Raw genomic sequence first — 12758 nt, forward strand, 5'->3', positions numbered from 1 at the left:
GTAGCAATACAGAGCTAGGGCGCTGGAAAGTAAGGCAAACCACAGGTACGACCGCAAACTCGCACTGCGGCTGTACACGTAAAATGAGAACAGCGCGCTCAAGAGAAACAGGGCGGCCATAAACAAGGGCGCCAAGGCAGTTTTGAAGTCCGCAGACGCGAGCGTGAAGTAATCGCCTAACCATAGCGTGTCGCCGTAAAAACCACCCCCCCAGCGCGAGGTTACGGCCTCGGGGCCGCCCCAGACACGAAGCGCAAGCACCAGAGATCCGTCGGCACTTACGGCCTCAGGGGGCACACGGACGACTAAATCCCGATCCCAGTCGGGCGAGGCATTCGGAGGCAGAAGTCCCCGCGACCCGATCAGCTCACCGCCGGCATAAAGCTCAAAAGCGCTGTAAACTCGGCCTATCTTTAGTCCCAAGTTACCCAAGAATTGTGGACTTTGCCGCGCTTGCCGTCCAAAATCGACCGTCAAGCGGTACCACGCGGTCTGTTGAGATTCGGGAAATCCACCTTTGGGCCATAAGGCATTTAAGGGGACTTGTTCCCAGCTGGCGTCATCGTAATCTAGTGCAGCATAGCGTGGTGAATCTCCAACCTTACGCTGCCAATCACGCTTAATTGCCATTGGCTCGCTCAACTGCGAGAGACTGAGACGAACACTACCAGACTGGGCATAAACCTCAGCGTTCAGCATCACTAGGGTACACAACAACGCCAGCAGCCAAAGAGCTGCAGTTAGCGCAGGTGACCTTAAGTGAACGCTTTTTCGCAAAGTTTAACTACCCCAGTCTGTCTATAGCCAACAATGAAGTCTAGTTACTTATTACAAGCAGGTAAAACTAAGTTGTGATCTAGCTCTCATAAAAACACGTAAGGTTGGAAAAAGTTGTCGAATCATGCACTCTAGAGCGGCAACGGAGAACGAAAATCATTTACAATCCCGCTTCAACTATCATTCACAACTGAGGAGTATTCTATGACCATTCAAGTAGGCGATTCGGTCCCAGCATGTAAACTGAAAACCATGGGCGCGGAAGGCCCTGTAGACATCACAACTGCAGAAATCTTTGACGGCAAAAAAGTCGTCCTATTCGCGGTTCCCGGCGCATTCACGCCCGGTTGTAGCATGACCCATCTTCCAGGCTATGTGGTCAACGCCGACAAAATCAAGGCGGCAGGTGTTGACACCATCGTTTGTATGGCGGTTAACGATGCGTTCGTGATGGGTGCATGGGGCAAAGCACAAAACGCTGAGGAAATTTTAATGTTGGCCGATGGTAATGGCGAACTCACCAAAGCATTGGGTCTTGAACTGGATGGTTCCGGTTTTGGTTTAGGCACTCGCAGCCAGCGCTTCGCCATGATCGTTGAAGACGGCAAAGTCACTCAACTCAATGTTGAGACAGGCCCAGGCGTCGATGTGAGCTCCGCAGAGACTATTATGCAGTCGCTATAAGTGACGACAGAGCGATGCGATGCATCGCTCTTTTTTTCACGCCAAAGTAACAAAACACACCACACTGATCACCAATGCTGCCAACAGGTTGATCTTAAAACCCTCGGCCGCCATGTCCCGAATCGTTAAGCGACCACTACCAAAGACGACCGAATTCGGCGCCGTCGCCACAGGCAACATGAATGCGCAGCTCGCACTCATCGCAGCGGGAACCATGATCAACTCTGGAGCAATGCCAGCGGACAGAGCCGTAGCTGCTAGAATTGGCATCAACAACGTTGTGCTTGCCGTGTTCGAAGTTGTTTCTGTTGTGAACGTTACAATTAAACAAATTGCCAGAATCAGAAAAAAGGTAGGCATGGCCGTTAATTCGACTAAGGACTGACCAATCGCGTCACTTAAACCCGAGCTGACAAAGCCCTTGGCTAGGCATATGCCGCCGGCAAACAATAACAAAACACCCCAAGGTATAGTTACCGCACGCTCCCAAGACAGCAAACGTCCACCCTTACCATCACTAATCATCGCCATAACCACAACAGCTAGCAATGCAACCGACGCGTCATTGGCATTTGGCAGTGCAAGCCACTGACTCCACCCGCCAAAGGGCTCACCGCGTGTAATCCATGCCAAGGCAGTCAAGCCAAAAACCCACAGCACTCGCTTTTCTGCGACCTCCCATGCGCCAACGCGTGGCAACTCGACATCAACCGCATCGGTAAAACGGCGAGATAATATCCAAGCCATCAAAGGAACTAAAATCAGGACAACGGGTACACCCCAGGACATCCAGCGACTAAAAGAAACGCTCTCGCCCACTGTGTTTTCGTACACTTGCATGAACACTAAATTAGGTGGCGTGCCGATCGGAGTACCCAAGCCACCAACACTTGCGCCATACGCCAAGCCCAGTAATAAGGGTATGGCAAGTTTTTCGGGCTGTCTCGCCGCATCGATCACCGCCAGAGCTACTGGTAGAAGCATTAAGGTTGTCGCGGTATTCGATATCCACATGCTTAAAAGTGCCGCAGCCAACATAAACCCGAGCACCAACCTCGGACCGCTGTGCGTTCCAACCACACGGATCATCCACAGAGCCATTCGACGGTGTGCACCACTGTGCTCCAGAGATTTAGACAATAAAAAACCACCCAGCAATAGCAAAATCAATGGCGAGCCATAAGCCTGACCCACCTGCGCAGGGGTAAGCACATCAAACAAAGGCAGCACCGCTAAAGGCAGCAGCGACGTTACGGGAATGGGCACCGCTTCAGACACCCACCAAACGACACACAGGCAAGCCAAGGCGGCAACCAATGCCATATCACTGTTACCTACGCTTGTAGACACAAGAGCAAATACGGCGACACTGATCGCCGGCCCCAACCACAGGCTGCTGCCGAACTTCATTCATCAACCTCAACAACAGCAATTCGAGTGCCTTTAAATGATCCCATGACAAGCTTGCTACCGACTTGCTGGGCTACCGTTGCTGCACCAAATTCGCTGCCGTCATGAACAAAAATGTCCTTCACCTCCCCATTCGCTGGCTCGTATTCCACAATCGCGAACGGAATCTGCAAATTGGTTTCAGGCGAGGCCTCGAGTGCTTGCACCATCTCCAGCATACCGGCTCGATGCGAGGCAATGCGAATTTTACCGTCTTGCCCCCAACTCAAATTGTCGCCGTTCAATACTGCCGCCGAGCCCAGCTCAGTACCGTCAAGTGCAAAGGTTTTGACCAGCCCGTCGATATACATATTGACGTGAAACTGACTGCCATCTGGCGCAGCGATAACGCCATTGGGATACCGCCCTTCGGTGTTAGGCACCCGCCTCCAGCCAGAGGTTTGCTCCCACTGCCTGACGTAACCTGTGTTAAACCCCACCAAGGCCTTGGCAATAGACCACAGCTCACTGCCAACAAAGGGGGTAGTGCTTAAAAAACCGCCGCCCGGTAGTGCCGCCACGTCATTCAGACTCTCGTCATCAGGCGCCAAAACACAGCCTCTCCAAACCAAGGACTCGGGAGTCCCGAGCTCATCGGTCACGACCTGAAAAAATTCCACTGATTCACGCAATCCATGGTTCACCACCAATAGTTGCCATTGGCCATTCTCGCGTACAGACAAATCTATGCCGTGAAAGGTCATCTGATTGGGGTACACATTGCAGTCATCACTGCCCCAATCCGCTGCGCCTTCGACTGACAGCGCCGGGTATAATTCTCTCGGCTCATCAGTCACGCTATCAATTTTTAAGGCCAGCAGGCGGCCGCCGAGAATCATTTCGCCGACCAGAAGCGATTGACTATCACCGGCAAGCTCAATATCTTCAGGCGCTGTCAATCCGCAGACGGATGTTAAGGCAGATCCTTGTCCACAGCCATCTGCGGCACTTAAAGTAAGACTGAGCAGTCCCAAACAAGTTGCTAGGAGTATTTTTATCATTGTCGTTTCCATCATGTTTCGCTTGGTCTATCCTGTCGAAAGCCATTTAATATGTAAAGGATTGTGCGTTTAATAACGTGCCTACATGGGTTCATGCTGACTGATCAATTCCAACGTACTATCTCTTACCTGCGCTTGTCGGTGACCGATCGCTGCGACTTCCGTTGCGTGTACTGTATGGCTGAGGATATGACGTTTTTGCCTCGCCACGAGATTCTAAGCCTGGAAGAACTGAGTGAGATAGGCGCAGCATTCGTCGAACTGGGCGGTAAAAAAATACGCTTAACCGGCGGTGAACCGCTGATCCGCAAAGACTTTATCAAACTCGTTGACTCATTGGGCGCTCTTGCTGGACTTGAGCAGCTCGCCATTACGACCAACGGCTCACAGTTGTCATCCTGTGCCGATAAGCTCGCGGCGGCTGGCGTCACGTCGCTTAACGTGAGTTTAGATAGCTTAGATGCTGCCAAGTTCAAAACCATTACCCGTACCGGAGACTTGACCAAGGTCTTGGCTGGTATCGAAGCGGCACAAGCAGCAGGCATTAAGAATATTCGCCTCAACTCGGTCATCTTACAAACCTATAATCTCGACGACGTTGCGGCGCTTATCGACTTTGCCATAGACAAGCAAATCGACATCGCTTTTATTGAAGAGATGCCACTCGGTGAGATGCCTGACATCAATCGAGCAGAGCGCTGGTTATCCAACGAGACCTTAGTACAAGAGTTACGGTCACGGTATGACCTACAAGACGCTAGCACATTACAGTCCGACTCAGGCCCCGCGCGCTATCAGCACATCTCAGGTACGGACACTCGCATTGGTTTTATCTCGCCACACAGCCACAATTTTTGCGCCACTTGTAATCGTATTCGCGTCACGGTCGAAGGTCGCCTGCTACTCTGTTTGGGTAACGAGCACTCGTTAGATTTAAGAGCTATACTCAGAGCAACCGATTACACCCGAGAAACGCTCAAGCAAGCCATTGTTGACGCGCTGGCTTTTAAACCCGAGCGTCATCACTTTTACGATCCAGAGCACCCACAAATCCTCAGATTTATGAATGCCACGGGTGGCTGATTGACCTAAAGAGCAATACAAGGATAAATAATGAGCAGTACCCTGAGCAGTATCGACTCAATCATCAGCGCTTTCGCCGAGCACGGATACATTTGCAGCGAAAAAATCGCAACAGCGGTGTTTCTGGCCAATGCGCTCGAGAAGCCCATTCTCATCGAAGGGCCGCCAGGAGTTGGAAAAACGGAACTTGCCAACACAATGGCCCTGATCACAGAACAAGAACTCATTCGCCTTCAGTGTTACGAAGGCTTAGATGAAGCGAAGGCTCTGTATGAATGGAAATACGGCAAACAGCTGCTTTACACCCAAATTCTGAAAGAGAAACTCGGCGACTTGCTTGAGGGCACCCAAGGCCTCGATGGCGCTATGGACCGACTGCACAGCTTTAGCGATGTATTTTATTCCGAGCGTTTCATCGAGCCTCGCCCCCTGCTCAAGGCTTTAACCTCCTCCGATGGCGCGGTATTACTGATCGATGAAATCGATAAGGCTGATCAGGAGTTCGAGTCTTTATTGCTCGAGGTATTGGGGCACTACCAAACCTCGATACCAGAATTAGGTACCATCAAAGCAGAAGTAGCCCCGCGCGTGTTTCTGACCAGTAACAATACCCGAGATTTATCGGATGCACTAAAACGCCGCTGCTTGCATTTGTACATCCCCTATCCTGATGAGCGCTTAGAGCAAAAAATTATTGCCTCTCGTTTACCCGAGATCGATCCAGACTTAAATCGTCAGCTAGTCGGCTTTGTGCATGGCCTGCGATCCTTAGACCTCAAAAAAGCACCGGCGATTTCCGAGACCATTGACTGGGCGCGCAGTCTAGTTTTACTCAAGGCGAATCAATTAGATCGCCAACTTGTGCGTGACACCCTCAATGTGCTGCTCAAATTCGAACACGACATCGAAGCCGCCACTGAGAAATTGGGAGACTTGCTAAAACCCAGTGTGAGCGGTACCTCTCGAGCCGTCAACTGATGCAGGCGGAGTTATTACAGTTCATGCAGCTCGCGCGCCGGCAAGGCGTGCGGATATCGCCCGCAGAGAGCATGGACGCCTTACAGGCCGCACAAGCCGTAGGACTCGATTCACCTACTTTATTGCGTGAGTCTATGGCCATGACGCTGGCAAAGACCATCGAAGAAGAGGCCATCTGCAAAGCCTGCTTTGATCAGTTTTTTTCACAGCAAACTAACGATGGTCAAACGGAAGAAAACGCGTCTTCATCAGACGAGAAAGCGACGCTCAATGATCAACAGCAGCTTGCCGAAGTACTGGCGAGCGACGAAAAAACACAAGAACTCTTAGATCAAAGCGATTTCATCCAGGCCCTGTTGCAACAAGACCAAGCCGAAATTGACGCACAAATGGCAGAAGCCTTAGGCACACTCCCTCTGAAACAACTATCGTTTTTTACGCAAAAGGGCTTGTTTACCCGACGTCTGCTTGATGCCTTAGGTGAAGCCCCCATTCGCCAAACACTGGCAGAACTGACCGAAGACAACCCCGCAAAACACGCCTTGAAAGATGTGCAAGAAGCCATGCAGGCCCAAGCTAAACAGGCCATCGAGCGCGCCTTTGAACTGAACGCAGCCGGACAGCACGACCAACTTATGGCAGAACTGTTGCGTAAAACTAAGTTAAGCGCGGTCGAGCGCCGCCACGCTGAGCGTCTGCAAGGGCTGATTCAAAAGCTCGCGCGCAAGCTCACCCAAAAGCATCGCAAACGTCCCAAAAAAACTCGACGCGGACAACTACACATGATCAAAACGCTGCGGCGCGGCATCGCCAATGATGGGGTCATGTTTGACACTTTCTGGCGCCGCACCGAAAAACGCAAACCTCAAGTAATGGCAGTGTGTGATGTCAGCGGCTCGGTCTCTGCCTACGCCAAATTCTTACTTATGCTGCTGTACTACCTGCAGGACGTGTTGCCACGTACTCGCTCGTTCGCGTTTGCGCACGACCTAGGCGAAATCACGTCACTGTTCCAGCAACATCCTGTTGAAAAAGCCATTGAAATTGCCAACTGGCGCTACGGTGGCGCCACCGACTATGGATCGAGTTTGGATAAATTCTGGGACATCGCGGGCCAGGACATCACCAAACAAACCACCGTTATCATTCTAGGCGACGCCCGCAACAACTATGGCGACCATCGATTCGAGCGTTTACTGGAAATTAGCGAGCGTTGTCGCCGCATTATTTGGCTAAACCCTGAAGGCAAAAACCAATGGGGTAGCGGAGACTCCGAAATGCTGCGCTACCAGCGAGTCTGCCACTTGGCGCACGAATGCAATACGCTGGGGCAGTTAGAAACTATCGTCGACGAGCTTATTACCCTAGTGCGCTAAGGTGCGCTTTAACGGTCCAGCATGCTAATGACAGACCCCGTTTAGAAGTCTTCACCGTCTAGCGACAGGCCCAAATCATCTTCGTCTTCAAAATCACCACCGACAGTACTGCCAGCGAACTTGATTTTCAAGCGAACGTTGTTGGCCGAGTCAGCATTGCGCAAAGCTTCTTCTTCACTAATAAGCCCCTCTTGATAAAGCTCAAAGCAGGCCTGGTCGAAGGTTTTCATACCCAGGTTTTCAGACTTCTCCATCACCTCCTTCAAACCGTCAAACTGGCCGCGCAAAATAATATCCGACACCAATGGCGTACCCAACAGGACCTCGATAGCCGCGACACGTTTGTTGTCGACGGTGGGTATTAAACGCTGAGACACAAAAGCCTGAAGATTTTGGGATAAATCCATCATTAACTGAGGACGACGCTCTTCTGGAAAGAAGTTAACAATACGGTCTAAGGCTTGGTTGGCGTTGTTCGCGTGCAAGGTCGATAAACACAGATGTCCAGTTTCCGCGAAAGCCAAGGCGTGTTCCATGGTTTCACGATCGCGGATCTCACCAATCAAAATCACGTCAGGCGCCTGTCGCAATGTATTTTTTAGTGCGTTATGCCAGCTTCGAGTATCGACGCCCACTTCGCGCTGATTAACAATGCACTTCTTGTGGCGATGTACATATTCAACGGGGTCTTCCACAGTCACGATGTGGCCGTTGGAATTGCTGTTGCGGTAATCAATTAAGGCAGCAAGGGACGTTGATTTGCCCGAGCCAGTGCCACCCACGAACAGCACTAGGCCCCGCTTGCGCATTATCACGTCGAGCATAATTTCCGGGAGTCGCAGATCTTGCCAGTTGGGAATTTCGGCGACGATGTTACGAGCGACGATACTCACTTCCGAGCGCTGAATGAAAATGTTCACGCGAAAACGGCCATAGCCCGCAATCGAGGTCGCTAAGTTCATTTCGAGCTCTCGCTCAAAGTCTGCTATTTGGGTATCGTCCATCAGCTCGTAGGCAATTTCACGAATCTCGCCGGGCTTTAAGACTTCGTTGGCAATAGGCTTTAACTTGCCCTGAAACTTGGCGCAAGGCGGCGCGCCAGTGCTTAAATACAGATCTGACCCTTTATCTCGAGCTAACGTTTTCAACCATTCCTGTATGCGACTCATACGCCCGCCTCGTCTCGCTTGTTCAATTCGGCCTCTAATTGCCTCGCTACGGCATTAGGAGAACCAGTATTTTGACACACTTTAGCATATACCATCGGGATAACGTACAGGGTGATAACTGTCGCGACAGAAACGCCACACATAACGACCACACCGATCACTGTGCGGGACTCGTGCCCAGGCCCATTCGACAAAATTAAGGGGATGGCTCCAATCACTGTGGTAAGCGCCGTCATGACAATCGGTCGTAACCGACGCGATGCTCCGCCGAGAACGGCCTCCTCAAAGGCAAGACCTTCGTCGCGTAATTGGTTGATAAACTCTACCAGCAAAATTCCGTTCTTAGTGGCTAAGCCAACCAGCATCACCATGCCCACTTGCGAATAGATATTCAGGGTTTGGTCAAACAAGACCAACCCACCCAAACCACCAATCAGCGCCAGCGGCACCGTTAACAAAATCACCGCGGGGTGCACAAACGATTCAAACTGGGCGGCCATAACGAGATACACAATTAGCAAAGCCAAGGAAAAGGTAAAAATTACGTCGTAACCCGCTGTCTGATAATCCAAAGATTCACCTTTGTAGGCTATGCTGGCATGGTCGGGCAGTTCGGTACGTACCGCGACGCGAATATCATCTAAGGCCTCACCCAAGGTATAACCTTCGGCCAAATCAGCGGTGAGCGTGAAAGCTCGAACGCGATTGTGTCGATTTAAGCTGCCGGCATCAGCCTGCTCGGTAATTGATACAATATTCGACAATGGCACCAGCTCACCCGTACTGGTAGAACGGACATACAACGCGTCAAAGTCAGCCAAGGTTTGACGATTAAAGCGTTCAGCTTCAAGCAATACATCATACTCTCGTCCACCCATTAGAAAGGTCGTCGCGCGACGTCCTCCCATCATAGTTTCCAAAGTACGCCCAATATCGCGAATATTAACGCCTAAATCTCCCGCCCGATCGCGATCGATACTCAACCTAAGTTGCGGCTTGGTAGGTTTGAGGTTCGTATTTACATTTATTAGACGTGGATTCTCTGCCAACTTAGCGAGCAAGGCATCCTGCCAGTCAGCCAGCTCCTGGTAAGAATTACCACCTATCGCAATATCGACCGGTGAACCACTGCCACCCCCGAGTGAACGCGGACCACTGATCCAGACACTCGCCCCCGCCACATCGGCTACACGCGCACGCGCATCCGCCAATATTTCATCGGTATCACGACGGCCAGAGTCAAAAGGCGCCAACACCATCAGGGCAAAGCCATTGTTGAAGGACTCACCGGCACCCCACCCTGGCGCGCGTACGAGCAGTCGTTTAATGTCACCTTGATCAACCAAAGGCATCAGGCGCTGCTCTATTTGCTCTAGCATGTCTTTGGTGTATTCGAATGAAGCGCCTTCAGCAGCGTTCACGCGCATAAACAACATACCCCGATCTTGATTGGGCGCAAACTCTTGCTCAACACTTTGATACAGGGCCGCGACCCCAAAAAACGATACGACAATAATAGCCAACGCCCACAGAGGCTGATGCAGTAAGGACTTTAGCGAGTTCCGATAGCCCGACTCTAAGCGGCCCGAAATGCGATCGACCCACTTGACCAAAGGCGACTCAGCGTCTGCCGTTTTTAACACTTTGCTGCCGATCACTGGCGCTAAAGTCAGCGCCACAAAACTAGAAAACCCCACGGCAATCGCCATGGTCACGGCAAATTCGCTAAACAGGCGCCCGATATCACCCTCCAGAAAGGTGATGGGTACAAACACGGCAACCAAGACTAGGGTAGTGGCCACTACCGCAAAGCCCACTTGGCGCGCTCCCAAAAAACTGGCGACCAAAGGAGACTCACCCGAGGTCAAGCGCCGATGGATATTTTCGAGCACCACAATACTGTCATCAACAACGAGTCCGATAGCCAACACCAAGGCCAAAAGCGTTAATAAATTGATGCTATAGCCCAAGACCAACAAGGCCGAAAAAGACGCTATTAACGAAATAGGAACGGTCAGCGCGGGTATTAATAAACTGCGCCAGTCGCCCAAAAAAATGAAGATTACAAACACAACCAAGGCAGCAGCAACCAACAGGGTGAAATAAACCTCTGCAATGGCTTCTTCCACGAAGACGCTGTCGTCATAGCTAGCAATCAGTGTTAGACCTTGAGGTAAATCTTGATTAACGCGTTCAATTTCGGCCTGCACTAAACGAGAAATAGACAAGGCATTCGCAGTACTTTGTTTGACTATGCCCAGACCGACCATGGGCTCGCCATTACCCCGAAAAAACCGGCGGTCTTCTGCGCTGCCCAACTCAACGCGAGCAACATCTCCCAAGCGCACGAGATAACCATCGTCCGAGCGGCGAATAACCAGAGATCGAAAATCGTCTTCCGTTAAATAACTCCGTTCGATACGGATAATAAAATCTTTCGACAGCGAATTGAGAGTGCCGGCAGGCAACTCGATATTTTGTGTCCTGAGCGCATTTTCGACATCGCTGACGGTTAGCTGGCGCGCGACCAATTCCTGAGGATCTAACCAGATTCGCATAGCGTAAATTTTACCGCCCGATATGCGCACGCGTGCCACACCATCTAAGACCGAGAAGCGGTCCTCTAAATAGCGACGCGCGTAATCGGTAAGCTCTAATTGTGTCATTTCAGGGCCTACAAGATGCACCCAAAATACCACGTCCTCGCCACTCTCTTCTTTTCGCACTTCAGGTGGCTCGGCTTCTTGTGGAATATTGTTCAATACGCTCGAAATGCGGTCCCTGACATCGTTGGCAGCGTTGTCGATATCTCGGCTTAGCTGAAACTCTAAACGAATCGACGAACGCCCATCGAAGCTTGAGGATTCCATGACTTTAATGCCTTGCAAACCCGCCAAGCGGTCTTCAATGACCTCGGTAATACGGTTTTCAACAACCGCTGCCGAAGCACCGGGGTAGTTAGTGGAGACACTGACGATGGGGGTTTCGATATCTGGGTATTCGCGTAACGGCAGCCGATCAAAGGATAACACCCCAAAGGCGACCAATAAGGCGCTGAGCACGAGGGCAAAAACGGGGCGCTTAACTGAAACATCTGACAGTAACATGGCCTACTCCTTGGGCTTTACCCTCGCTGGGCTCATTCGCAACAGGCCCACGCCATCGACGACGATTTGTTGCCCCTCTCCCAACCCAGCGGTTATTTCCACCACACCCGCCGAACGACCGCCGATACTCACCTGCGTTTTCTGCGCCGTATCGTCGCGCTCGAGCAACCAAACATAGTGCTCTTTGGCGCGCGATTCGATCGCCTCTTCAGGAACAACGATGGCCATACGCGGATTCGCCTCAACGCTCGTATTCATTAGTAAACCGGGGCGCAGCCGCCCTTCGGGGTTTGGCACCTCCGCTCGCACCTGAATAGACCGCGTCACTGGGTCGACGCGACTATCGATAGCCGAAATTCGACCCTCAAAATGCTCGGTGAACGCTGCCGAGCGCGCAATCACTTTCTGACCGACAGACAAAACCCCCAACCGTATTGCCGGCACTGAAAACGTCAGACGCATTCGTGATAAATCGTCGAGGGTTGTTATGCGCGTACTTGGCGTAATCAACGCACCGGGGCTAACTTCTCGCAACCCGAGCTGCCCCGCAAACGGCGCACGAATTGTGCGATCTTGAATCCTAGCCTGGACTTCCTCTAACTGGAATTCCAGTACCTGCACGCGGGTGGTTGCTCTATCTAAATCTGTTTGGGCCACCTGATTCTTGGTTGCCAGGTTTGCCAAACGCTCAACTTCGCGTTTGGCGTCGATTAAAGACGCAGATAACTCAGAGAAGCGGGCGTTTTCAGCGTCTTGCTTTTGCACGGCTAGCACTTGCCCAGCCTCAACCGAGTCGCCATCTTCAAACAACAATTCAGTCACAATTTGTGCCACCGAAGGTCGAATATCAACCGACTCCCACGCTTCCAGCGTACCGACGGCAACGACCGAATCGGCAAATTCTAAACGCTGCACTGTGGTGATGGTAACGGGTGTTGCACGAGCGCCAAATTGGCGTCCCTCGTCAGCGGGTTCTGGTCCCGCCCAAAACCAAACCAAACCCAGGACACCGGCAAGCACCGGAAACCACTTCAACATACTTATCTCCTAACACCGAGCAGTACCCGCGAGGGCACGTCGCACGACCCTCTGCAGATCAACTTGCAGCAAACACAGCCAATGCCCCAAAGTCGC

Annotated in this window: 10 protein-coding genes; 4 read left to right on the forward strand and 6 right to left on the reverse strand. The window is 51.6% G+C overall.

The window, feature by feature from the left end; translation table 11 throughout:
- Positions 1-630 (reverse strand): hypothetical protein (locus tag ACTF5Z_RS04450; RefSeq protein ID WP_438984653.1); only part of this gene is annotated, 630 nt, incomplete at its 3' end.
- Between the two features lie 351 nt (positions 631-981).
- On the opposite strand from ACTF5Z_RS04450, the gene ACTF5Z_RS04455 reads away from it, so the two are divergent.
- The gene (locus tag ACTF5Z_RS04455) at positions 982-1461 is read left to right on the forward strand and encodes a peroxiredoxin (protein WP_438984654.1); all 480 of its coding nucleotides are present in this window, start codon (positions 982-984) and stop codon (positions 1459-1461) included.
- A 36-nt stretch (positions 1462-1497) separates the two neighbouring features.
- On the opposite strand, the gene ACTF5Z_RS04460 is transcribed toward ACTF5Z_RS04455, so the two are convergent.
- Together ACTF5Z_RS04460 and ACTF5Z_RS04465 are read right to left on the reverse strand one after the other, a co-directional pair.
- Positions 1498-2871, reverse strand: a complete 1374-nt coding sequence (locus tag ACTF5Z_RS04460; protein ID WP_438984655.1) for an SLC13 family permease — start codon at positions 2869-2871, stop codon at positions 1498-1500.
- The gene (locus ACTF5Z_RS04465; protein WP_438984656.1) at positions 2868-3911 is read right to left on the reverse strand and encodes a hypothetical protein; all 1044 of its coding nucleotides are present in this window, start codon (positions 3909-3911) and stop codon (positions 2868-2870) included. The genes ACTF5Z_RS04460 and ACTF5Z_RS04465 overlap by 4 nt, the downstream gene beginning before the upstream one ends.
- 93 nt (positions 3912-4004) lie before the next feature.
- On the opposite strand from ACTF5Z_RS04465, the gene moaA reads away from it, so the two are divergent.
- The 3 genes from moaA to ACTF5Z_RS04480 are packed head-to-tail and all read left to right on the forward strand — an operon-like array spanning position 4005 to position 7348.
- Entirely contained in the window at positions 4005-4994 is a 990-nt protein-coding gene (gene moaA, locus ACTF5Z_RS04470; protein ID WP_423849377.1) for a GTP 3',8-cyclase MoaA, read from the forward strand.
- A gap of 30 nt (positions 4995-5024) precedes the next feature.
- Entirely contained in the window at positions 5025-5972 is a 948-nt protein-coding gene (locus ACTF5Z_RS04475; RefSeq protein WP_423849376.1) for an AAA family ATPase, read from the forward strand.
- Positions 5973-5995: 23 nt separating this feature from the next.
- Positions 5996-7348 (forward strand): vWA domain-containing protein, encoded by a 1353-nt coding sequence (locus ACTF5Z_RS04480; protein WP_438984657.1) that lies wholly within the window; start codon positions 5996-5998, stop codon positions 7346-7348.
- A 41-nt stretch (positions 7349-7389) separates the two neighbouring features.
- Here the strand turns inward: ACTF5Z_RS04480 and ACTF5Z_RS04485 are convergent, their stop codons facing one another.
- From ACTF5Z_RS04485 to ACTF5Z_RS04495, 3 genes are read right to left on the reverse strand one after another with little or no spacing between them, the layout of a single operon-like run.
- The gene (locus tag ACTF5Z_RS04485; protein ID WP_438984658.1) at positions 7390-8517 is read right to left on the reverse strand and encodes a PilT/PilU family type 4a pilus ATPase; all 1128 of its coding nucleotides are present in this window, start codon (positions 8515-8517) and stop codon (positions 7390-7392) included.
- Positions 8514-11624, reverse strand: coding sequence for an efflux RND transporter permease subunit (locus ACTF5Z_RS04490; RefSeq protein WP_438984659.1), 3111 nt, complete (start codon positions 11622-11624; stop codon positions 8514-8516). Before ACTF5Z_RS04490 ends, ACTF5Z_RS04485 begins: the two co-directional genes overlap by 4 nt.
- A 3-nt stretch (positions 11625-11627) precedes the next feature.
- Positions 11628-12662, reverse strand: coding sequence for an efflux RND transporter periplasmic adaptor subunit (locus ACTF5Z_RS04495; protein WP_438984660.1), 1035 nt, complete (start codon positions 12660-12662; stop codon positions 11628-11630).
- Positions 12663-12758: the final 96 nt, after the last annotated feature.

It is taken from the genome of Aequoribacter sp. (assembly GCF_965659035.1).
In the GTDB taxonomy this organism is placed as follows: domain Bacteria; phylum Pseudomonadota; class Gammaproteobacteria; order Pseudomonadales; family Halieaceae; genus Aequoribacter.

Excerpts from the sequence above, each read along its gene's own strand:
- ACTF5Z_RS04455 (WP_438984654.1), top strand. The coding sequence starts at position 982 with ATGACCATTCAAGTAGGCGATTCGGTCCCAGCATGTAAACTGAAAACC.
- ACTF5Z_RS04495 (WP_438984660.1), bottom strand. The coding sequence starts at position 12,662 with ATGTTGAAGTGGTTTCCGGTGCTTGCCGGTGTCCTGGGTTTGGTTTGG.
- ACTF5Z_RS04480 (WP_438984657.1), top strand. The coding sequence starts at position 5,996 with ATGCAGCTCGCGCGCCGGCAAGGCGTGCGGATATCGCCCGCAGAGAGC.
- ACTF5Z_RS04465 (WP_438984656.1), bottom strand. The coding sequence starts at position 3,911 with ATGATAAAAATACTCCTAGCAACTTGTTTGGGACTGCTCAGTCTTACT.
- ACTF5Z_RS04475 (WP_423849376.1), top strand. The coding sequence starts at position 5,025 with ATGAGCAGTACCCTGAGCAGTATCGACTCAATCATCAGCGCTTTCGCC.
- ACTF5Z_RS04490 (WP_438984659.1), bottom strand. The coding sequence starts at position 11,624 with ATGTTACTGTCAGATGTTTCAGTTAAGCGCCCCGTTTTTGCCCTCGTG.
- ACTF5Z_RS04460 (WP_438984655.1), bottom strand. The coding sequence starts at position 2,871 with ATGAAGTTCGGCAGCAGCCTGTGGTTGGGGCCGGCGATCAGTGTCGCC.
- ACTF5Z_RS04485 (WP_438984658.1), bottom strand. The coding sequence starts at position 8,517 with ATGAGTCGCATACAGGAATGGTTGAAAACGTTAGCTCGAGATAAAGGG.
- moaA (WP_423849377.1), top strand. The coding sequence starts at position 4,005 with ATGCTGACTGATCAATTCCAACGTACTATCTCTTACCTGCGCTTGTCG.